Raw genomic sequence first — 21,596 nt, forward strand, 5'->3', positions numbered from 1 at the left:
GGTGCAGACCGCGGCAGACAAGGATTCCTCATGGACGGCACGGAACAACGGCCTCGGCCCGTCGCCCTGGTGACCGGTGCGGGCCGCAGCGCCGGCATCGCCGCCTCGGTGGTGCTGACGCTGGCTCAGCGCGGCTGGGACGTCGGGTTCACCTACTGGACCCCGTACGACGAGCGGATGCCGTGGGGCGCCGACCCCGAGGCGGTGACGCGACTCGGCGACCAGGCCGGCACGCACGGGGCGACCACCGCCGCGATCGAGGCGGACCTCAGTGATCCGGGGGCCACGGCTGCGGTCTTCGAGGCCGTGGAGCGGGAGCTGGGTCCGGTCACCGCGCTCGTCCTCGCCCACTGCGAGAGTGTCGACTCGGGCCTGCTCGACACCAGTATCGAGAGCTTCGACCGGCACTTCGCGGTCAACGCCCGGGCGAGCTGGCTCCTGATCCGCGAGTACGCCCGACGGTTCCGAGGGACGCACGGCACCGGACGCGTCATCAGCCTGACCAGTGACGCCACCGTCGGGAACCTGCCCTACGGAGCCAGCAAGGGTGCTCTCGACCGGATCACCCTGGCCGCCGCCCAGGAACTGGCCCACCTCGGCGTGACCGCCAACGCCATCAATCCGGGGCCCACCGACACCGGCTGGATGACGGCTGAGGTCAAGGATGCCGTCCTGCGGTCCACGCCGCTCGGCCGCCTGGGGAGTCCGCAGGACTGCGCGAACCTCGTCGCGTTCCTGTGCTCACCCGACGGCGGCTGGATCAACGGTCAACTCCTGCACAGCGACGGCGGCTTCGCCTGACCGGGCTCGCGCCCGAGGGCGTCACGCTCGGACGCGCAGCACGCCGGTCAGCATCGGGAGGGTGAACTCGCCGAGGGCGGTTTCGGGCCGGCTCCCGAGGAAGGCGCGGATCCGGCCGAGCGTGGCCTCCCGGTCCGGTTCCGGCATGACCAGCATTCCGGCGCGCGTCGCGAGGGTCGCGACGAGGGAGTCGGCGGTGCGGCGCTGCCCGTGCGCGAACTCGGCCTGCTCCGGCGAGCCGAACCGGGAGACCAGGCCGCTGCCGGGTGAGCACAGGTCGGCCGTTGCGGCGCGCCAGGTGCCCAGCGTGTCACGCGGGCCGATGGCCGCGCTCCCGCTGACCCGTTCCAGTCCGGCGATCCAGTCGACCCGGTCGTCCATGACGTTCCACAGGCCGGCCAGGATGCCCCCGGGTGCGAGGACCCTGGCGATCTCCGGCCCGGCCACCGCCATGTCGAACCAGTGCAGGGCGTTGCCGGCCAGCACGGCGTCGACGGACGCGTCCGGCAGCGGGATCGCCTCGGCGCTGCCCGGCAGGGCACGGACGGTCGGCAGCGCACGGCGCAGCTCGGCCAGCATCCCCGGGTCGGGTTCGACCGCGACGACGTCGGCACCGGACGCGACAAGCGTGGCGGTCAGCTTGCCGGTCCCGGCGCCGAGGTCGAGCACCCGCCGGCCGGGCGCGGGCTCCAGCGCCCAACGCACGGCGGCCTGCGCGTAGTCCGGGCGGTGCTCGGCGTAGGCGGCGGCCGCCGCACCGAACGACGAGCTGAGAAGCAGCCGATCCTCCACCCGGTCACCCTAGCCGCCGCACCCCATCCGACGAAGCGACGAAGGCGCCGTCCCGGTGGTGCGACCCGGGTTCGGGGGCGCCCCGGATCGGGCGCTGCCGAGGGCCGGAAACAACAAGGGCAAGGAGGAGAACTCCTTGCCACTGTCAACATATATCGCACCCCCGGGCTTGCGGCAAGACCCCGGTCGTGGCGCACAGTGGTCGGCCGGGCACACCAATGGGGGGAAGCATGTTCGATGTGGTCATCGTCGGCGGCGGGCCGACCGGCATGATGCTGGCGAGCGAGCTGCGTCTGCGGGATGTCGGCGTCCTCGTGCTGGAGAAGGAGGCCGAGCCGCCGCCGTTCGTGCGGTCGCTCGGGCTGCACGTGCGCAGCATCGAGGTGCTGGACCAGCGGGGGCTGTTGGAGCGGTTCCTCGAGAACGGCAGGCGGCACCCGATCCGCGGATTCTTCGCGGGCATCGACAAGCCCGCCCCCACCGGGCTGGACACCGCACACGGATACGTGCTCGGCATTCCGCAGACGCTCACCGACCGGCTGCTCGCCGAGCACGCGGCCGACGTCGGCGCCGAGATCCGGCGCGGCGGTGCGGTGGTCGGGCTGGAGCAGGACGACGACGGCGTCACCGTCCACTGCGGGCCGCAAGCCGCACCGCCGCTGCGGGCGCGGTTCGTCGTCGGCTGCGACGGTGGGCGCAGCACGGTACGGAAGCTGCTCGGGGTCGGATTCCCCGGCGAGCCGTCGAGGATCGACACGCTGCTGGGCGAGATGGAGGTGACGGCGTCCCCGGACGACATCACCGCGGTGATGACCGAGGTGCGCAAGACCGAGAAGCGGTTCGGGATCGGGCCGTCGGACAAGCCGGGCGTGTTCCGGGCGGTCGTGCCGGCGGAGGGCGTGGTCGAGGACCGTTCGGCGCCGCCGACGTTCGAGGAGTTCACGCGACAGCTGCGCCGGTACGCGGGCACCGACTTCGGGGTGCACTCCCCCCGCTGGCTGTCGCGCTTCGGCGACGCGACCCGCCAGGCCGAGCGCTACCGGGTCGGACGGGTGTTCCTGGCCGGGGACGCCGCCCACGTCCACCCGCCGATGGGCGGGCAGGGGCTCAATCTCGGCATCCAGGACTCGTTCAACCTGGGTTGGAAGCTGGCGGCGGCCGTCAACGGCTGGGCGCCGGACGACCTGCTGGACAGCTACGAGTCCGAGCGGCATCCGGTCGCCGCCGACGTGCTGACCAACACCCGTGCACAGATGCAGCTGACGACCAACGAGCCCGGGCCGCAGGCGGTGCGGCGGTTGTTGACGCAGCTCATGGACTTCGACGACGTCAACCGGTTCCTGATCGAGAAGATCACGGCGATCAGCGTCCGGTACGACGTCGGTGCGGGCCATGACCTGCTCGGGCGGCGGCTGCGCGACGTCCACCTCAAGCGTGGGCGCCTGTTCGAGCTGATGCGGACCGGCAACGGGCTGCTGCTCGACCGGACAGGGCGGCTCACGGTGGACGGCTGGGCCGACCGGGTCGACCACGTCGCCGACACCGGCGACGTGCCGGACGTGCCGGCGGTCCTGCTTCGGCCCGACGGGCACGTCGCGTGGGTCGGCGAGGATCAGCGGTCGCTCGACGTCGCGCTCGCCAGGTGGTTCGGCGCGCAGTCGGCACGTCTCTCCACAGTCCAGTCGCCAATGTGAGGCTTACGTATTGTCTGGTTTCTACCTCTTACAGCACTCCAAGGTGGTTTGGTAGTCAGCGCGCCGCTTTGCGCTATATCTACCGCTTTAGGCAGGACGCGGCTTTGCGCGGCGCCTCCTGCACGTAGTACCCACGGAGGGTGTACCTGTGAAAGTCAACTCCATTCACCGCCTGAGACGGGCACTCCCGCCAGCGCTCGCGGCTTCCGCCGCTGCCGCTGTGGCCGTCACGTTGCTGGTCTTCAACTCGACCGGGGCCAGCGCGCAGGAGGCGCCGGTGGGCCTCGGCACGGCTGCCAGCTTCTCCGTACTGGCCGGGGCCGAGCCCACCAACACCGGGCCGAGCTTCCTGGCTCAGAACCTGGGAAGGCACCCAGGGAACACCGCGTCGGGCTTCGACACGGCAACCATCGGTGGTGAGGTCCATCTGGGCGATGCGGTCGCCCTACAGGCCCAGAGCGACCTGACCACGGCCTTCAACGACGCCGCCGGCCGGACCCCGTTCACCATCCTGCCCCCGGAACTCGGCGGCAACACCCTCAACCCCGGCGTCTACCGGATCCCGGCGGCGCAACTGACCGGGACGCTGACGCTCAACGCCCATGGCGACCCCCGGGCCGTGTTCATCCTCCAGGTCAACGAGGCGCTGACGACAGCGTCGAACAGCAGTGTGGTCCTGATCAACGGCGCTTCGGCCTGCAACGTGTTCTGGAAGATCGGCAGCTCGGCGACGATCGGCACAGGCACCACCTTCGTGGGCACCATCATGGCGCAGGCGTCGATCACGATGGCCACGGGCGCGACCCTCCAGGGCCGCGCGCTGGCTCGAACCGCCGCCGTCACCCTGGACACCAACACCATCACCGCCCCGCTGTGCCCCGGCCCGACCAGCGGCCCCTCCGGCCCGTCCGGCCCGCCCGGACCGTCCGGCCCACCCGGCAGTCCGGGCCCGTCCGGCCCAGCTGGCCCGCCCGGCAGTCCTGGCGCCCCCGGCAGCCCTGGCGCCCCCGGTAGCCCCGGTGCGCCCGGCAGTCCTGGCGCCCCCGGCAGTCCCGGCGCGCCCGGCGCTCCTGGCGCGCCCGGCGCTCCTGGCGCCCCCGGCGCTCCCGGTAGTCCCGGCGCTCCCGGTGGGACCGGCAGTCCTGGTGGGCCTGGTGGGCCCGGCAATCGGGGCAACGACTCCGGGATGCTGCCGGTAACCGGTAGCGGCCTGGTCCCGGCCCTGACGGGCACAGGAGGCGCCATGGTCGCCCTGGGCGGGGTCATGTTCCTCCTCGCCCGGCGTCGCCGAGCGCAGCAGTCCTGATCGGAGGGCCCGGCCGGCGACCTGCCGGCCGGGCCCCCACCCGCCTGCGTGGCAGGTGCGACCGGAAACTCCGTCGCCACCTCGTGCCCGCTTCGGCGACACTGCTCGCCGACGACGACTGGTCGAAGGGGTGCTGCGGGAGTGGGCCAACGGTTGCGCGGACGTAGGTGGCCGGTGCTGGTCAGCACGGTCCAGCTCGGCTGCCACCGGTACCGGGTCGTGCGGCCGGCGAGGACGCCGAGGTTCGCCGGTCTCTACGAAGGCCGTCTCGGCGCCCAGTTCTGCCTCGACCAGGAGACCGCGGTGCTGTTCGCCCAGGCGTGGGGGCTGGCCGCCCGGTCCCCGCACACGATCGTCCACCTCCCGCTGCGCCGCACGGAACTGCCCGCCCAGCACGTGTGGGGACGCCCGCTCGACCTGGTGCTGCTGCACCACCGCCTCGCGTTCCCGTCGTCCCGGTGGAAGCAGGTGCGTTCCCGGTTGGGCACCGGCAGGCCACACACGGTGGTCCTGCCCGGCGAGGCGTGGCCAGCCCGGTCGACCGCCGACCGCGCGCGGTTCCGGTACCGGGAGTTCCGCGATCATCTCCGGTGGGACGTCGCCGCCGACACGTTGGTGCTCACCGGCAGCCGCGAGGCGTTCGAGCGGGAAGCCGACCAGGTCCGCGGCCTGGCCGAGGAGTGTCCGGCTCACCGTGCCCGCGTGCCGGACACGCACTGCTGCGCGGAGATCGGCATGGGCCGGCCCCGGCACCACCCGATCGGCGCCGGCCGCACGTCCTACTGCACGCCGAATACTCGCGGTGACACCTGGCGTCGGTCGGCACAGACGAAGGCTGGGCCGACCGCTGCTCATCTGCCGGCGTCGGCGCGCAGTCGGGTGGCCAGGGCGCGTACCTCGTCCTTGAGATCGTCCGGCCGGTCGATCGTGAACGGCCAGCCGAGCCCGGCGAGCATCTGCGCGGCGCCGTCGAGCCGTTCGACCCGGGCGGTGAGGCGCACCCCGTCGGGCACCTCGGTGAGCGTGCCGGCCGACGGGGGAATCCGGCGCTGCGCCTGCGCCAGGCTGGTGTGCAGCACCACGGAGATGTCGTGCGTGTACGGCACGGCGGCCAGACCGGCCAGCACCTGCGCGGTGGGGTCGAAGCCGGCCGGGACGTCGAACCCGCCCGGGACGGGGCGGGCCGTCCCGATCCGGTCGAGCCGGAACGTTCGTACGGCCCCGCGGTGGTGGTCGTGACCGGTGACGTACCACCGGCCGGCGTGGAAGACCAGCCCGTACGGGTCGATCCGGCGCTCGCCGGACCGGCCGTGCCAGCTGGTGTAGGCGATGCTCACCGGTCGCTGATGTCGGGCCGCCTCGGCGAGCGCCAGCAGCACCTCGATGTCGGGCGAGGCGGGCCGACGGACCTGCGCGGTGAAGTCCACGGTGGCCAGCAGCGAGTCGATCCGCCGGGCGAGGACGGCCGGCAGTACCCGGCGGATCTTCGCGGTCGCGCTCTCGGTGGCCGCGCCACCGGCGGTGGCCAGGCCGGCCCGGTTGGCCGCGACCAGACCGAGCATGACGGCGACCGCCTCCTCGTCGGTGAGCATGAGCGGCGGCAGCTTGTAGCCGGGTGCGAGCCGGTAACCGCCGTAGCGACCGCGCCGGACCTCGACCGGGATGCCCAGGTCGGCGAGGTGGGCGGCGTAGCGGCGGACGGTGCGCTCGTCGACGCCGAGCCGACCCGCCAGGTCGGCGACGGTGAAGCCGCCACCGGCTTGGAGGATCTCCAGCAGCGCCAGTACGCGCGCGGTGGGCCGGACCAACAGTCTCGTTCCTCATCCGGGCGGAATATGTCCGGTATTGATCGTAGCGTGTGGTGCATGACGACATTCGTACTGGTTCCCGGGTTCTGGCTGGGCGCGTGGGCCTGGCGCCCGGTCACCGCCGCGCTGCGCGGGCTCGGCCACGAGGTGTACCCGCTGAGCCTCACCGGCCTGGGCGAACGCGCCCACCTCGCCCGCCCGGACACCGACCTCGACGTCCACGTCACGGACGTCGTGAACCTGCTCCGCTACGAGGACCTGCGTGACGTGGTCCTCGTCGGGCACAGCTATGCCGGCGCGGTCGTGACCACCGCCGCCGCCGACCGCCTGACCGACCGCATCGCCCAGCTGGTCTTCGTCGACACCGGCCCGCTGCCCGACGGGGTGGCGAACGACGAGTTCAGCCCACCCCAGGACCGTGAACGCAACGCGGCGGCGGTCGCCGAACACGGCGACGGCTGGCGGCTGCCGCCCCCACCGTGGGCCGAACTGGCCGCCGGAGCGGCAGACGTCGACGAGTCGGTCGTCGCGCTGCTCGACGAGCGGTCGGTGGCCCAACCGTGGGCGACCGCCACCGCCCCGGTGCGGCTCACCGGGACGTGGGAGAAGCTGCCCCGCCTCGGCGTCCTGTCGAGCTTCACCGCCGAGCAGGTACGCCAGATGGCCGCCACCGTGCCGCTGTGCCGCCACATGGCCGGCGACTCGTGGCGGTACGAGGAACTGCCGACGTGGCACTGGCCCATGCTCAGCCGACCGGCCGAGCTGGCCCGGATCCTGCACCACGCCCGGCCGACGACATGACCTGCGGCGCCTGGATGAGGTGACGGTGTTCAGACGAGAACCAGGGGCAGGCCTCGGGAGCAGGGAGTGGTCGACCGCCAGTGCCGTCCGGTCAATCGGAGGCAGCGCTCGGGGAAGCCTGCCGCTGCACGACGGTCCGCCTCCAGCAGCCGGCCGGAGAGCCGGCCCGCCTCGTGGATTTCGTCGGCCGTCATTCGCGGCACGATCGCGTGTGCCTCGTGGATGCCGTCGCCGCTGCCGGCGTCGAGCATGGCGAGGTACCACCGAAGTGCCTGCACGAGGTCGACCGCCGCGCCGAATCCGTCGCGGTACCAGCAGGCCGCCGCGAGCCCTACCCTCCACGACGGCGTCGGATAGCCTGCACCGACCGCGACGACCACGGAGCCCGACCATGACGTTGCCGCCCGGAGCCACCGGCTTCAACCCGCCACCCGGCGTCCGAGCGGATCCGAGGGCCTTCACCGCCGCCTGTCACCGCGCCGCCCGCACTGTTGACGCCGCCGTCACCGGCGTCAGTCCCGCCGCCGTCACGCCGAGCTTCCACACTGTCGAAATCGCCGACACGCAGCACCACATTGCGGTGCTACGGCACACCACCCTGCCGTTCATCGCCTTCGCCCGCCCCCATGCCAACGGCGACGTCATGGTGACGTTCGTCGACCACCCCGACCTCGCCGCCATCCTCACCAACCTGACCGACGCCCGGGCCCTCACCGTCGAGCAGCTACAGACCCCCCTGTCACAGGTCGACCTGAGCGCCCTCAACCCGCACGAACACGACCAGATCAACTACTGGAAACCGACCACAGTCGGCGAACTCCTGTTCAACTTCTGGGACTGAGCACCAGTGGCCTGAGCCCCCCCCCAAAAAAAACATCAAGATCGTCTAGCCGGACCAACAGTCACGAGACGTGGGTCCCCGACGACATGACCAACGCACACCTTGGCGAACTCCTCGCCACACTGCCACCCTGTCGGAGGCATAAGAACTGGTGATCGATGGTGGCGCTCTACGCAACTCGCCATCCGTCTGTTCCACGGATGGACCGGCGGTCAGCCGCGCCGCACCGGCGTCATGACCTGGGGCCGGAACGGCCAGATTTGCTGAGCAAGTGACAGCACTCGCCCAGGTCAGTCGTGGCGGTGACGCACGATGTGGTCGATGGAGCGGATGGTGTCCTCGCGGTCGTGCTCGCTGATCGAGTCCCACAGGTCCGCCAGCCAGTAGAGCGAGCCCGACAGCATCCAGGCCCATCCGCGCACCCAGGTCGCCTCGTCGAACCCGAGCGCCTCCCGGTAGGCGGCCCGCGCGCGGGCGTCGAACAGGCTCCAGCCCGGCCGCACCTCCACCGCCGGATCGCCGCGGCCGAGACCGCCGAAGTCGATCACCCCGGTGAGCCGGCCCCGGTCGACCAGCAGGTTGCCAGCCAGGAGGTCACCGTGCAGCCATACCGGCGGGCCGGGCCACTCGTCGGCCGTCATCGCCTCGTCCCACGCCGCGGTCACCGCCCGCCCGTCGATCCGGTCGCCCAGCGCCGCGATCGACCGGCGGGTCAGCTCGTCCCGCTGCACCAGCGGTACGCCGCGCTGGATCCCCTCCTTGACCGGCCCGCCCATCGGGTCGATCGCGATCATCGCGCGCACGAAGCCGGCGAGGTCGACGGCGAGGTCGACGAGGTCCTGCCCGGCTTCCGGATTGCGTCCGTCCAGCCACGGGACGACCGTCCACGGCCACGGATAGTTCCCTCCCGGCCGGCCGACCGCGACGGGCACCGGTACCGGCACCGGAAGGTGTGGCGCCAGCCGCGGCAGCCAGGTCGCGTCGGTCGCCACCTGGTCGACCGCCCACTGCGCCCGCGGCAGCCGTGCCGTCAGGCAATCACCCAGCCGAAACAGCGCGTTGTCGGTGCCGTTCAACGGCTGCGCGACGATCGGCAGGTCCGACCATTCGGGGAACTGCTCGTCGATCAGGGCGCGTACCTGCTCGGTGGCGACGACGATCTCTCCAGGGCGCATCGGCGCGACCGTAGAGCCGCTCGATCATCCCGTCAACCGGATTCGGACCAGGCCGCACCGGGCGCCGGATCGACAGATCGGTATCAGGACCTGCGTGACGCTCAGGAGTCTGCCGGTACACCGGCCTCGAGCTGGCCGATCATCGGGGCGAGGAGTTCGTTGAGTTCCCGAGCCAGCACGATTACGGCTCTACGCGCTGCGGGCGCTACGGAACGATCCGGACCATCGGGAGCCGGAGGCAGATCATCGAGGGGGACCGGGGCTTCCACCTGCAGCATCGCGCGTAGATGTGGGCTACGCGTCAGGTCCTGCTCCGAGGGTGTCGTGTACTGGCCAAACAACTGCGGCCAGTCACGCCAACCACGGTCACGCTGCCACTGCTTGGTCCAAGTGAGTTCGGCTGGCCACCGCGAGATCACCGATACGGCGCAGGTCATACTCCCGTCCCACCGGCTCGGCGTACAGGTCGCCGAGATGATCCGCCTGTGCCACCGGACGTAGCCAGGTGACAGCTCAATAGCCAGTCGCCACGCTGTGGAAGCGAAGGCTACGGGCGCAATGTCGCCCCACGTGTCGGCAAACTCATCTGTACGCCTCAGCACCTCGGCCTCGAAGCGACCGCGCCCGTCTGCGCCGTGCTCACGGTCGAAGTGCTCATCGAGCCAGAAGGCGCGGGGTTCAGGCATCTTCATCTCCGTCCGAGGCCGTGGTTCATCACGTCTTCCTCACCATGGCGGTCTATCACGAACCCGCACGGCTGTCGGTCCCGCTCGCGAGACGTCATCTAGCCGGACGTGTCACCCACGTCCCGAGACTGATCTGTCACGTAGGTCCTGAGACCGGACATCGCCGGCGGCCGGCCTGTGCTCCGTCGGGTGAGGCCCGACACTCGTCCGCCAGGCAGTCGATGGCGCGGATCGCGGCACAATGGGTGTCAGCGGCCACCTTCGGTCGGCCGCCAACGGTGCCGCTCGGGGATCCAGGCTAGGGCGTCGGCAGTGGTCGGCTCCGTCAGAGCGACTACGGACTCGTCGAACAGGTGCCACTCGTGCCGGGAATACGCTTCGGCGGCGATGAGCAACGTCGACGCGTGGTCGCCGTGCAGCAAGACCTCGCTCACGAGCCCAGCATCGTGACGGCCCTCGACAACGGTGTCGTAGACGACTTCCACCTGGTTGATTGGGCCGCGTACGAGTGGAATCCCTCGGCGGGACCGCAGTGAGCCGGAGTCGAACTCCGGCAGTCGGAGTTCCACGGTCGGAATGAAGCAGAGGCCGAAGAGCGCGTCATCCTGGTAGATGCTGACCTCTGCCGATGCGTCGACGCCGATGGCGCGTAGCCAGGCGTAGGGCGTTCGCGCGGCGTCGGGTTCAGTCCACGCAATCGCGACATCGTCAGGACCAGACTCAAGGGCCCGTTCCACTCCCTCCCAGGACTCGACACTCATGGAGGCCAGCAGAAGTGCGGCCGAGATGTTCTCCGTGATCCAGCCGTGTCGGTCAGCCAGTCCAGCGGCAGCCAAGAGGTCTGCCACAGCCTCGCGCGTCATGGCGGCTAGGTCGTCCGCCGAAGGCATGATGTGCCCGCGTGCTGCGGAGAAGACCGGGAACGGGCCACCGTCCTCGCGGAAGACCGCCCAGGCCGGTTCACCGCTCCGGCTGATGAACTCCCAGCCAAGGCCGTCTCGGGCGCTCACATCGCTGGCGACAACCGCATCCCACAGAGAGCGCCAGTCGGTCATCAGTCAGCTCCTTTCGCGTGTGACGGGCCTGTCGCCAGCCCCATTCGCACGGTAGCGACCGTGCGAATGGGGCTGGCGGTGTGCGGCTCGACTCTTGGCAGATGCGTGCGCAGACCGTCCGTCACGTGCGTCGGCAGACTTCTAGACCTTGTCGCGCATCAGCTGGCGGAGATGTGCCGCGCATCTGCTGGCGGATCAGACGCCGGCGGCCGGCCTGTGCAACCGACGGTGATCGTTTACGCCGGGGTCGTTGTCTTCCGCATGAGGCGTTCGTAGAAGTTCGGCCGCCGAGACCGCAGGGATTGGGCGGCTGGTTGCGGTGGAGGACGGCTCTCGTAACCGCTACTGCTGTCACCGCCCCGGGGAGTGATCTTCTCGGGGAGGTTTTCGCTGATGGTGTGTGGTGGGCGCGGCAGGTTTCGAACCTGCGACCCCTCGCTTGTAAGGCGAGTGCTCTCCCGCTGAGCTACGCGCCCGGAACGCCCGTACGGCGGGCCGGAGCGGCAAGCTTACCTGCCGGCCTCCGGCCCGGTCGACCGACGGGCCCGGGGTGGGATCAGGCGGCGACGGCCTCGGCGAGGGCCTTGCGCCAGCCCTGCTGGTCCCGCGCCTCGCCGGGCATGTTCATCTCGGCGAACCGGACCACGCCGGCCTTGTCGATGACGAAGGTGCCCCGGTTGGCGATGCCCGCGACGTCGTTGAAGACGCCGTACGCCTGGGCGACCGCGCCGTGCGGCCAGAAGTCGGCCAGCAGCGGGAACTGGTAGCCCTCCCGGTCGGCCCAGATCTTGTGGGCGTAGACCGAGTCGACGCTGACCGTCAGCACCTGGACGTCGTCGTTGACGTACTCGTTGAGGTTGTCCCGCACCTCGCACAGCTCGCCCTGGCAGATGCCGGTGAAGGCGAGCGGGTAGAAGACCAGCAGGACGGTGCGCCGGCCGCGGAAATCGGCGAGCCGGACCTCCTGGTTGTTCTGGTCCTTGAGCACGAAGTCCGGCGCCTCGGCGCCAACCTCGATGGGCATGGGAGCTCCTTGGATCGGGTCTGGAGATGATCAGCCTGCCACACCCGGCGACACCGGCCGCCGGGTGCCGAGCCCGGCCTACTTCTTGCTCTTCGACCCGCGTCGGAGCACGAGGCGGGCGCCGCTCCAGTCGCGGCCCGCGTTGACGGTGGAGGTCTGCTGGAGGCCGGCGGTCTGCGCGCTCTCCGCGACCTCGCTCGGCTCGACGTGGCCGTCCCGGCCGGCCTTGGGCGTCAGGAGCCAGACCACACCGTTGTCGGCCAGCGGTCCGAGGGCGTCGACGAGGAGCTCGAAGAGGTCGCCGTCGCCGTCGCGGTACCAGACGAGAACCGAGTCGACCACCTCGTCGGTGTCCTCGTCGACGAGATCTCCACAGCGGTCGGTCAGGGCGTCCCGGAGATCCTGGTCGACGTCGTCGTCGTACCCCATCTCCATGACGACCATCCCCGGCTCGATCCCGAACCGGTCCGCCAGGCTGCGTACCCCGTCGGCGGCCTGACCAGCGGTCGCGCTCACTGTCGCGTGCCTCCTCATCTCATGCCTGCTCGTGGCGTCGTCCGACGCCGTCGCGCCCAGTCCACACAGTTGTGGCTCCCCGCGCAAGTGGCGCACCGGGTGGAACGGAATTTACCGTGCCAGCAGCGTGCGGGCACCCTCGGTAATGGCTTCCTCGGAGACCAGGACCTGACGCGCCGCCGGACCTAATGGTACAAACGAGTCAAGTCCGGCCACCCGGCGCGCCGTGCCGACGTACCCGGCGTCCACCAGCGCGGCGATCACGCCCTCGCCCACCCCGCCCGAGCGGCGGGTCTCGTCCACGACCAGCACCCGGCCGGTGGCCGAGGCCTCCCGGATGATGTCCGCCACCGGCAGCGGCGCCAGCCAGCGCAGGTCCACCACCCGGCTGCCGACCCCCTCGTCGGCCAGGGTGGCCGCCGCCCGCAGCGACATCCGGACGCCGTTACCGAAGGTGATGATGGTGAGGTCCTCGGCCGAGCCGACCCCGTACACGCGGGCACGGCCGATCGGCACGTGGCGGGCCGCCCAGGCGCCCGGCTCGGCGTACTCCGCGAGCCACTCGCCGTCGCCCTCGGTGTAGAGGTCGCGGGTGTGGTAGAGCGCGATCGGCTCCAGGAAGACGCTGACGGCGCCGTCCACGGCGGCGGCGGCCAGGCAGGTACGCAGCATCGGCGCGGCGTCGTCCGGGCGGGCCGGCACCGCGATGACCAGCCCCGGCACGTCGCGGAGCACGGCCACCGAGTTGTCGTTGTGGAAGTGCCCGCCGAACCCCTCCTGGTACGCCAGGCCGGCCACCCGCACCACCATGGGGTTGCGGAACGCCCCGCGGGAGAAGAACCGCATGGTCGCCGCCTCGCCCCGGAGCTGGTCCTCGGCGTTGTGCAGGTACGCCAGGTACTGGATCTCCGGCACCGGCAGCATCCCGGCCACCCCCGCGCCCAGCGCCAGCCCGAGGATCGAGGTCTCGTCGAGCAGGGTGTCGAACACCCGCGCCGCCCCGAACCGGTCCCGCAGCCCCTTCGTCACCCCGTACACCCCGCCCTTGGCGGCCACGTCCTCGCCGAAGACGGCCGCCCCGGGGTGGTCGAGCATCCCGTCGGCCAGGGCCGCGTTGATGCTCTGCGCCAGGGTGAGCGGCCCGGCCAGCTCCGGCAGTCTGCCGCCGAACGCGTCGGCCCGGGCGCCGGCGTCCGGCCCGGCCGCCCGGGCCGCCGCGTCGGCGACCGCCCGGGAGATGCGGACCGGGCGCCGCGGGGCCAGCTCGGCCACCACGTCGACCGGGGAGGTCAGCTTCGGCTCGTCCAGCACCTCCTCGGCGAGCCGGCGGATCTGCCAGCCGCGCTCGTCGTACCGGGCCAGCAGTTCCTCGCCGGAGGCGTAGCCGGCCTCGACCAGCCGCCGGGCGGTGGCCAGCAGCGGGTCCCGCGCCAGGTCCGCGGCGATCTCGGCCGGGCTCCGGTACGCGGTCTCCGCGTCCGCCCCGGCGTGCCCCATGAGCCGCACGGTGGCCAGGTGCAGCACGGCCGGCCGCCGGTGCCGGCGCACCCAGGCCGCCGCCTCCGCCGCCACCCGGTACGCCTCGGCCACGTCGGTGCCGTCGGCCGAGAAGTAGCGGATTCCCGGCCGGGACCGCAGGGTCGCGGCCACCCAGCCCTGCGGTGAGCGCACGCTGATGCCGAGCCCGTTGTCCTCGCAGACGAACAGGACGGGGATGCGCAGCCCGGTGTGGTCGTACCAGCCGGCGGTGTTGAACGCCGCCGTCGCGGTGGCGTGGTTGACCGAGGCGTCCCCGAACGAGCAGACCACGATGGCGTCCGGCGGCCAGGTCACCGCGCCGGGTTCCCCGTCGGCCGGCCGGCCGCCGCGGCGCAGCCGTTCCAGGGCCAGGCCCAGGCCGACGGCCCGGGGCAGGTGCGAGGCGATGGTGGAGGTGGTCGGGACGACAGCGAGGTCGGCCCGGCCGAAGACCTTGTGCCGGCCCCCGGCGATCGGCTCCTCGGCGGAGGCGACCATTCCGCGCAGCACGTCGCGGGCCGCGTCCGCGTAGGCGTCGTCGGGCTCGGGCAGGGGCAGCTCGGGTACGCCGACCGTCGCGGCGCCGACCGTGTCGACGGCCACCCCCGCCCCGGCGGGGAGGCTCGCCGCCACGTCGCCGGCCGCCGGCGACCCGCCACCCGGGCCCGCCCCGTCACCAGCCGCTCCGGCCCCGCCGGACGGGCTCGTGGCGCCGGCCCGCGCGGACCCGCCGGGCGTCACCGGGGCGTCCGGTGCGGCCGCCTCCGCCGGCCCGTCCGGCGCGCCGGAATCCGCGTCCGCGTCGCCGTCGCCGGGGGTGCGCGGGTCGGGGATCCGCGCCGCCGCCCCGGTCGGCTCCGGCGCGTCGGCGTCCGGCACCTGCGCACCGGCCGGGAAGCCGCCCGCCGCCTGGGCGGCCCGCAGGCAGTAGAAGGCCCCGGAGCGGTAGTGGAGCAGGGCGGGGTCGGTCGGCCGCAGCGCGGCGGCCACGGCCGCGTTGCCCTCGTGGCCGGCGGAGCCGATCGTGTAGTACCCCTCGCCGAAGCTGCGCAGCCAGCGCCCGGCGAGGTCGAGCAGCCGGCTGGTCAGCTGGGCGTCGAACAGGGCCAGCGCCTGCGCCCCGGTCAGCGACCCGGCACCGGGCAGCGGTTCACCCAGGTGACGCCGCTGGGCGGGGGCGCCGAGCGCGGTCAGGGCCGCCCGGAACCGGTCGTCGAGATCTTGCGGGGTGGTCACGTCGGACAGCATTACCGACCGGAGGGCACCTCGCCCAGTCGGACACGTTCCGCCCGGCCCCGGTCAGGCCTCCCCGCACCGCTCCGGGCAGCCGCCGTCGGAGACCTTCCAGACCAGCTCACGCAGGGTGGTCAGCTCGGGGGTGGTGAGCCCGCCGAGGAGTCGGGAGTCGGACATCACGAGCCGGACCCGGTCCCGGACCCGCCGGCCCTCCGCGGTCACCACCAGCGTCTTCTGCCGCCGGTCGGCCGGGTCGACCCGCCGCTCCACCAGCCCCGCCTGCTCCAGCTTGTCGACCAGCCCGGTGACGTTGGAGCGGTCGCAGCCCAGCCGCACGGCGAGGTCCCGGGCGGGCAGCGGTCGGTCGGGGTCCAGCTCGTCCAGGGCGCGGGCGGCGGCCGGGGTGAGGCCCAGCGCGGCGATCTCCACGTCCTGGTAGTGGCGCATGGCCGAGGCGATGTGCATGATCCGGCGCACGGCGTCCCCGGCCAGGCCGGAGCGGTCGGGGACGGTGGACTGCGCCATGTCCCCATCCTACGTGCGCAGCTCACGCACCCCGGACCACGACTGTTCGGCAGGCGGTGCCGGGCGCGGTCGCCTGCCGGCCACCTGCCGGACATCGACGGTCGCGAAGCTGCCCGGAGTCGAGGAACCGGACTCCGGGGAGGAAAACGATGGCACTGTCCCGACGTACCGTCCTGGTCAGCGGCGCGGCGCTCGGCGCTGCCGGCGCGGTGGCCGGGCTGCCGGTGGCGGCCGGCGCGGCGGCGGCCGGCCCGCTGCGCCGCGACCCGTTCACGCTCGGGGTGGCCTCCGGCGACCCGGACCACGAGGGCTTCGTGCTCTGGACGCGGCTGGCCCCCGACCCGCTCGCCGAGGACGGCCTGGGCGGGATGCCGTCCCGCGCCGTGCCGGTGCACTGGGAGCTGGCCGCCGACGAGAACTTCCGGCACGTGGTCCGCCGGGGCGCCGTGACGGCCCGACCCGAGTCGGCGCACAGCGTGCACGTCGAGCTGGACGGGCTGCTCCCCGGCCGGGAGTACTTCTACCGGTTCCGGGCCGAGCGGTGGATCTCCCCGGTCGGGCGCACCCGCACCGCGCCGCCGCCGTGGCAGCTGCCGGCCGCCCTGGCCATGGGCTTCGTCTCCTGCTCCCAGTACGAGCACGGGTACTTCACCGCGTACCGGCGGCTGGCCGAGACCGAGCCGGAGCTGATCCTGCACCTCGGCGACTACCAGTACGAGTACGCGCCGGACACCTACACCGTGCCGGGCGGCAACCCGCGTGACCACGAGGGGCCGGAGACCCGGACGCTGGCCAACTACCGGCAGCGGCACGCCCAGTACAAGACCGACACCGACCTCCAGGCGGCGCACGCGGTCGCGCCCTGGGTGGTGGTCTTCGACGACCACGAGGTGGAGAACAACTGGGCCGACGAGACGCCCGAGGCGCCGGACCCGGACTTCCCGGCCCGCCGGGCGGCGGCGTTCCAGGCGTACTACGAGAACATGCCGCTGCGCCGCACCTCGATCCCCCGCGGCATCGACATGCAGCTCTACCGGCGGGTGCGCTGGGGGCGGCTGGCCACCTTCCACATGCTCGACACCCGGCAGTACCGGGACGACCAGGGCTGCGGGGACGGCTACAAGGACTGCGCGGCGGCGTACGACCCGGCCCGGTCGATCACCGGGGCCGAGCAGGAGGCGTGGCTGCTGGACGGGTTCCGCCGCTCGGAGGCCCGCTGGGACATCCTCGGCCAGCAGGTCTTCTTCGCGCAGCGGGACAACGACTCCGGTCCGCTGACGGTGACCAGCATGGACGCCTGGGACGGGTACGTGGCCTCCCGGGACCGGATCACCCGGGGCTGGGTGGCCGCTGGGGTGCGCAACCCGGTGGTGCTCACCGGCGACGTGCACGCGCACTGGGCCAGCGACCTCAAGCTGGACTACGCCGACCCGACCTCCCGCACGGTCGGCAGCGAGCTGGTCTGCTCGTCGATCACCTCGACCGGCGACGGCGCCGACTCGGCCACCGGCTCGCACCCGTGGCTGACGTTCAACCCGCACCTGCGCTTCCAGAACAACCTGCGCGGCTACGTCCGCACCACGATCACCCCGGCCCAGCTCGCCGCGAACTTCGACGTGCTGCCGTACGTGAGCCGGCCGGACGCGCCCGCGTACACCCGGGCCACCTTCGTCATCGAGGACCGGGTGCCGGGTTTGAACCTGACGTACGACCGGCCGCCGGCGGCCGCCCGGAGCCTGGCCCCGGAGGCCGACCTGGGCCGGCAGACGGTGGAGTCGGAGACCGTCCGCCCCTGACCGGGGCGGTACGCGGGGTGGCCACCCGGACAGGGGCCACCCCGCGCCCGCGTCGGGCTCAGCCGGGGAGGAAGGAGAAGCGGACCTGCCGGTCGGGGTTGTCACCGTTGGTGTCGACCAGGCAGATCGACTGCCAGGTGCCGAGCTGCAGCCGCCCGCCGAGCACGGGCAGGGTGGCGTACGGGGGCACGAAGGCGGGCAGCACGTGGTCCCGGCCGTGGCCGGGCGAGCCGTGCCGGTGCCGCCAGCGGTCGTCGGTGGGGAGCAGGTCGTCGATCGCCCGCAGCAGGTCGTCGTCCGAGCCGGCGCCGGTCTCGATGATCGCCAGGCCGGCGGTGGCGTGCGGCACGAAGACGTGCAGCAGGCCGTCGCCCTGGCCGGCGACGAACCGCTCGGCCTCGCTGGTGATGTCGCGGACGGTCGGCCGGGACCCGGTCCGGACGGTGATCACCTCACTACGCATACGGCGCATTCTGCCGCAGCCGGGCGCGCGACCGCCGCCGGTGTCGGCGGCCCGTCCCGGCACGGCCGCGTGATCGCACAAAGTTACCGGCGAGTACCTGTGTTCAGCGTCGCGTCTGGGGGAGGGAGACGTGACGACGAGCGCCACCAGGGGGCAGGATGGCGCTAGAGACCTATCCCACACAGAACCGAGGGAACGCCTGTGGCTACGGAACGCAAGCGCCCGGTGATCACCGCTGGTCTGCCGAGCCAGCTTCCGGACATCGACCCTGAAGAGACCAGCGAATGGGTCGAGTCGCTTGACGGTGTCATCGACGAGCGCGGAACCAAGCGCGCCCGCTACGTCATGCTGAGCCTGCTGGAGCGGGCCCGCGAGCGCCAGGTCGGGGTGCCGTCCCTGACCACCACCGACTACATCAACACCATCCCGCCGGAGCGCGAGCCGTGGTTCCCGGGTGACGAGCACGTCGAGCGGCGGCTCCGGGCCTACATCCGGTGGAACGCCGCCATGCTGGTGCACCGGGCGCAGCGGCCGGAGATCGGTGTGGGTGGCCACATCTCCACCTTCGCCAGCTCCGCGTCCCTCTACGAGGTGGGCTTCAACCACTTCTTCCGGGGCAAGGACCACCCGGGCGGCGGCGACCACATCTTCTACCAGGGCCACGCCTCCCCCGGCATGTACGCCCGGGCGTTCCTGGAGGGCCGGCTCAGCGCCGACCAGCTCGACGGCTTCCGGCAGGAGCTGTCGCACCCGGGTGGCGCGCTGCCGTCGTACCCGCACCCGCGGCTCATGCCGGACTTCTGGGAGTTCCCCACGGTGTCGATGGGCCTGGGCCCGCTGAACGCCATCTACCAGGCCCGGTTCAACCGCTACCTGCACCACCGGGGCATCAAGGACACCTCGCAGCAGCACGTCTGGGCGTTCCTGGGCGACGGCGAGATGGACGAGGTGGAGTCGCTCGGCGCGATCGGCGTGGCCGCCCGCGAGGAGCTGGACAACCTCACCTTCGTGATCAACTGCAACCTGCAGCGGCTGGACGGCCCGGTCCGCGGCAACGGCAAGGTCATGCAGGAGCTGGAGGCGTTCTTCCGGGGCGCCGGCTGGAATGTCATCAAGGTGGTCTGGGGCCGCGAGTGGGACCCGCTGCTGGCGGCGGACACCGACGGCGCGCTGGTCAACCTCATGAACACCACGCCCGACGGTGACTACCAGACCTACAAGGCCGAGTCCGGGGCGTACGTCCGGGAGCACTTCTTCGGGCGCGACCCGCGCACCCGCAAAATGGTCGAGCACCTGAGCGACGACGAGATCTGGAACCTCAAGCGGGGTGGCCACGACTACCGGAAGCTCTACGCGGCCTACAAGGCGGCGATGGAGCACACCGGCCAGCCGACGGTGATCCTGGCCAAGACGATCAAGGGTTGGACGCTCGGCTCGCACTTCGAGGGCCGCAACGCCACGCACCAGATGAAGAAGCTGACGCTGGAGGATTTGAAGCTCTTCCGCGACCGGCTCTACCTGGACATCCCGGACAAGCAGCTGGAGGAGAACCCCTACCTCCCGCCGTACTTCCACCCGGGTGAGAAGTCCGACGAGATCGAGTACCTGCACGAGCGGCGCAAGCAGCTCGGCGGCTACCTGCCCTCCCGGCGGACCAGCCACAAGACGCTGCAGATCCCGGGCCCCGAGCGGTTCGCCGACGTCAAGCGCGGCTCGGGCAAGCAGAAGGTGGCCACCACCATGGCCTTCGTCCGCCTGCTCAAGGACGTGATGAAGGACAAGGAGTTCGGGAAGCGCTGGGTGCCGATCATCCCGGACGAGGCCCGCACCTTCGGCATGGACTCGCTCTTCCCGACGGCGAAGATCTACTCGCCGCACGGCCAGCGGTACACCTCGGTGGACCGGGAGCTGTTCCTGTCCTACAAGGAGGCCACCACCGGCCAGATCCTGCACGAGGGGATCAACGAGGCCGGCTCGGTCGCCTCGTTCACGGCGGCGGGCACGTCGTACGCCACCCACGGCGAGCCGATGATCCCGATGTACATCTTCTACTCGATGTTCGGGTTCCAGCGGACGGCCGACGAGTTCTGGGCGGCGGCCGACCAGATGGCGCGGGGCTTCCTGCTCGGCGCGACCGCCGGCCGGACGACGCTCAACGGTGAGGGCCTCCAGCACGAGGACGGCCACTCGCTGCTGATCGCCGCCACCAACCCGGCGGTGGTCGCCTACGACCCGGCGTTCGCCTTCGAGATGGCGCACATCCTGGAGAGCGGCCTGCACCGGATGTACGGCGAGGCGCAGGAGAACATCTTCTACTACCTCACCGTCTACAACGAGCCGATCTTCCAGCCGGCCGAGCCGCAGGGCGTGGACGTCGAGGGCATCGTCAAGGGCATCTACCGCTACTCGCCGGCTCCGCAGGTCGACGGGGACGCGCCGAAGGCGAACGTCCTGGCCTCCGGCACCGGCATGCAGTGGGCGCTCAAGGCCCAGCAGCTGCTCGCCGAGGACTGGGGTGTGGCCGCCGACGTCTGGTCGGTGACGTCCTGGACCGAGCTGCGCCGGGACGCGGTCGAGTGCGAGGAGCACAACCTGCTCAACCCGGGCGGCGAGCAGCGGGTGCCGTACATCCAGCGGAAGCTGGCCGACGCCGACGGGCCGAAGGTCGCGGTGAGCGACTGGATGCGGGCGGTGCCGGACCTGATCGCCCGCTGGGTACCGGGCGACTACACCTCGCTCGGCACCGACGGCTTCGGTATGTCGGACACCCGGCACGCGCTGCGGCGACACTTCCACGTGGACGCCGAGTCGGTGGCCGTCGCGACGCTGCGCCAGCTCGCGCTGCGCGGCGCGGTGCCGGCCCACGTGCCGGCCGAGGCCGCCAAGAAGTACGCGCTGGACGACGTCAACGCCGCCCCGGTCGGGGAGACCGGCGGCGACAGCTGACCTGTCCCACGCGAAGGGCCCGGCGCACCCGCGCCGGGCCCTTCGTCATGTGCGGGTGACGGCGGCCGGCGCGACGATGGTCCGGCGTCCCTGGCGGGGACGCCGGACCATCACCATCGCGGGCGACGCCGGGACGGGCTCGGTCAGCCGACGGCGGCCAGGTCGGTCAGCCGGGCCAGCGAGTCCTCCAGATCGGCGCCCACCCTGCGCAGGCCGAGCCGGAGCAGGGCGGCCTTGACCGGCCCGGCGGGCCACCGCACGACGATGAGCCGCACGACCGTCCCGCCCTCCTCCTCGTCCGGGGTCAGCTGCACGTAGATCTCGGTGCGGGCCTCGGCCCGCGCGCCGGCGCCCCGGGCCCGTTCGCGCCACCCGATCAGGGTCGGCTCCTGGTAGGCGATCACCTCGGCCTCGTGCGCCGCGCCCCGCCCGGCCTGGACCAGTTGTCGCCGGCCGAACCCCTCCCCCGAGAGGACCTCGGCCGCGCGGACCCCCGCCAGCCAGGCCGGCAACTGCTCGGCCCGCTGGACGACGTCCCAGACCGCTTCCACCGGCGCCACCACGTGCGCACTGCGCTCCACGAGGATCATGTCTATCTTTCCCCCACTTAAAA

19 protein-coding genes and 1 tRNA gene are annotated in these 21,596 nt (G+C 72.1%); 7 read left to right on the top strand and 13 right to left on the bottom strand.

Annotated features, from left to right (window positions below; genetic code table 11):
- Positions 1-30: 30 nt before the first annotated feature.
- Entirely contained in the window at positions 31-801 is a 771-nt protein-coding gene (locus ACZ6PY_RS08210) for an SDR family oxidoreductase (protein WP_466070335.1), read from the top strand.
- A 21-nt stretch (positions 802-822) separates the two neighbouring features.
- Here the strand turns inward: ACZ6PY_RS08210 and ACZ6PY_RS08215 are convergent, their stop codons facing one another.
- Entirely contained in the window at positions 823-1,593 is a 771-nt protein-coding gene (locus ACZ6PY_RS08215; protein WP_466070337.1) for a class I SAM-dependent methyltransferase, read from the bottom strand.
- Positions 1,594-1,823: 230 nt separating this feature from the next.
- On the opposite strand from ACZ6PY_RS08215, the gene rox reads away from it, so the two are divergent.
- Together rox and ACZ6PY_RS08225 are read left to right on the top strand one after the other, a co-directional pair.
- The gene (gene rox / locus ACZ6PY_RS08220; protein WP_466070339.1) at positions 1,824-3,287 is read left to right on the top strand and encodes a rifampin monooxygenase; all 1,464 of its coding nucleotides are present in this window, start codon (positions 1,824-1,826) and stop codon (positions 3,285-3,287) included.
- Positions 3,288-3,435: 148 nt separating this feature from the next.
- Complete coding sequence (locus ACZ6PY_RS08225) at positions 3,436-4,593, top strand: ice-binding family protein (protein WP_466070341.1); 1,158 nt, start codon at positions 3,436-3,438, stop codon at positions 4,591-4,593.
- 851 nt (positions 4,594-5,444) lie between these two features.
- On the opposite strand, the gene ACZ6PY_RS08230 is transcribed toward ACZ6PY_RS08225, so the two are convergent.
- Entirely contained in the window at positions 5,445-6,401 is a 957-nt protein-coding gene (locus ACZ6PY_RS08230) for a helix-turn-helix transcriptional regulator (protein ID WP_466070343.1), read from the bottom strand.
- A gap of 57 nt (positions 6,402-6,458) precedes the next feature.
- Between ACZ6PY_RS08230 and ACZ6PY_RS08235 the strand changes: the two genes are divergently transcribed.
- On the top strand, positions 6,459-7,202 hold the full coding sequence (locus ACZ6PY_RS08235; protein WP_466070345.1) for an alpha/beta fold hydrolase: 744 nt from the start codon (positions 6,459-6,461) through the stop codon (positions 7,200-7,202).
- 29 nt (positions 7,203-7,231) lie between these two features.
- On the opposite strand, the gene ACZ6PY_RS08240 is transcribed toward ACZ6PY_RS08235, so the two are convergent.
- Positions 7,232-7,582, bottom strand: coding sequence for a hypothetical protein (locus ACZ6PY_RS08240; protein ID WP_466070347.1), 351 nt, complete (start codon positions 7,580-7,582; stop codon positions 7,232-7,234).
- 11 nt (positions 7,583-7,593) lie between these two features.
- Here ACZ6PY_RS08240 and ACZ6PY_RS08245 point away from each other — a divergent pair, with 11 nt between their 5' ends.
- The gene (locus ACZ6PY_RS08245) at positions 7,594-8,043 is read left to right on the top strand and encodes a hypothetical protein (RefSeq protein ID WP_466070349.1); all 450 of its coding nucleotides are present in this window, start codon (positions 7,594-7,596) and stop codon (positions 8,041-8,043) included.
- A gap of 290 nt (positions 8,044-8,333) precedes the next feature.
- Here the strand turns inward: ACZ6PY_RS08245 and ACZ6PY_RS08250 are convergent, their stop codons facing one another.
- The 8 genes from ACZ6PY_RS08250 to ACZ6PY_RS08285 form a co-directional block, all read right to left on the bottom strand.
- Positions 8,334-9,218: an aminoglycoside phosphotransferase family protein gene (locus ACZ6PY_RS08250; protein ID WP_466070351.1), complete on the bottom strand. Its 885-nt coding sequence runs from the start codon at positions 9,216-9,218 to the stop codon at positions 8,334-8,336.
- A gap of 101 nt (positions 9,219-9,319) precedes the next feature.
- A complete protein-coding gene (locus ACZ6PY_RS08255) occupies positions 9,320-9,904 on the bottom strand; it encodes a hypothetical protein (RefSeq protein WP_466070353.1) in 585 nt (194 codons plus the stop codon).
- 248 nt (positions 9,905-10,152) lie between these two features.
- Complete coding sequence (locus ACZ6PY_RS08260; RefSeq protein ID WP_466070355.1) at positions 10,153-10,959, bottom strand: hypothetical protein; 807 nt, start codon at positions 10,957-10,959, stop codon at positions 10,153-10,155.
- A 401-nt stretch (positions 10,960-11,360) separates the two neighbouring features.
- Positions 11,361-11,435, bottom strand: a tRNA-Val gene (locus ACZ6PY_RS08265).
- Positions 11,436-11,515: 80 nt separating this feature from the next.
- Positions 11,516-11,983 (bottom strand): peroxiredoxin, encoded by a 468-nt coding sequence (locus tag ACZ6PY_RS08270; RefSeq protein WP_091269137.1) that lies wholly within the window; start codon positions 11,981-11,983, stop codon positions 11,516-11,518.
- Between the two features lie 78 nt (positions 11,984-12,061).
- Complete coding sequence (locus tag ACZ6PY_RS08275; RefSeq protein ID WP_262282225.1) at positions 12,062-12,499, bottom strand: DUF3052 domain-containing protein; 438 nt, start codon at positions 12,497-12,499, stop codon at positions 12,062-12,064.
- 111 nt (positions 12,500-12,610) lie between these two features.
- Entirely contained in the window at positions 12,611-15,265 is a 2,655-nt protein-coding gene (locus tag ACZ6PY_RS08280) for a thiamine pyrophosphate-dependent enzyme (protein WP_466070357.1), read from the bottom strand.
- A gap of 51 nt (positions 15,266-15,316) precedes the next feature.
- The gene (locus tag ACZ6PY_RS08285; RefSeq protein WP_466070359.1) at positions 15,317-15,778 is read right to left on the bottom strand and encodes a MarR family winged helix-turn-helix transcriptional regulator; all 462 of its coding nucleotides are present in this window, start codon (positions 15,776-15,778) and stop codon (positions 15,317-15,319) included.
- Positions 15,779-15,927: 149 nt separating this feature from the next.
- Here ACZ6PY_RS08285 and ACZ6PY_RS08290 point away from each other — a divergent pair, with 149 nt between their 5' ends.
- A complete protein-coding gene (locus ACZ6PY_RS08290) occupies positions 15,928-17,574 on the top strand; it encodes an alkaline phosphatase D family protein (RefSeq protein WP_466070361.1) in 1,647 nt (548 codons plus the stop codon).
- A gap of 58 nt (positions 17,575-17,632) precedes the next feature.
- Here ACZ6PY_RS08290 and ACZ6PY_RS08295 read toward each other — a convergent pair whose 3' ends face one another.
- Positions 17,633-18,037 (bottom strand): YjbQ family protein, encoded by a 405-nt coding sequence (locus tag ACZ6PY_RS08295; RefSeq protein WP_262282221.1) that lies wholly within the window; start codon positions 18,035-18,037, stop codon positions 17,633-17,635.
- 201 nt (positions 18,038-18,238) lie between these two features.
- Here ACZ6PY_RS08295 and aceE point away from each other — a divergent pair, with 201 nt between their 5' ends.
- Positions 18,239-20,983: a pyruvate dehydrogenase (acetyl-transferring), homodimeric type gene (gene aceE / locus ACZ6PY_RS08300; protein ID WP_466070363.1), complete on the top strand. Its 2,745-nt coding sequence runs from the start codon at positions 18,239-18,241 to the stop codon at positions 20,981-20,983.
- A gap of 143 nt (positions 20,984-21,126) precedes the next feature.
- Here aceE and ACZ6PY_RS08305 read toward each other — a convergent pair whose 3' ends face one another.
- The gene (locus ACZ6PY_RS08305) at positions 21,127-21,573 is read right to left on the bottom strand and encodes an SRPBCC family protein (protein ID WP_091319671.1); all 447 of its coding nucleotides are present in this window, start codon (positions 21,571-21,573) and stop codon (positions 21,127-21,129) included.
- Positions 21,574-21,596: the final 23 nt, after the last annotated feature.

It is taken from the genome of Micromonospora sp. NPDC048907, assembly GCF_055586885.1.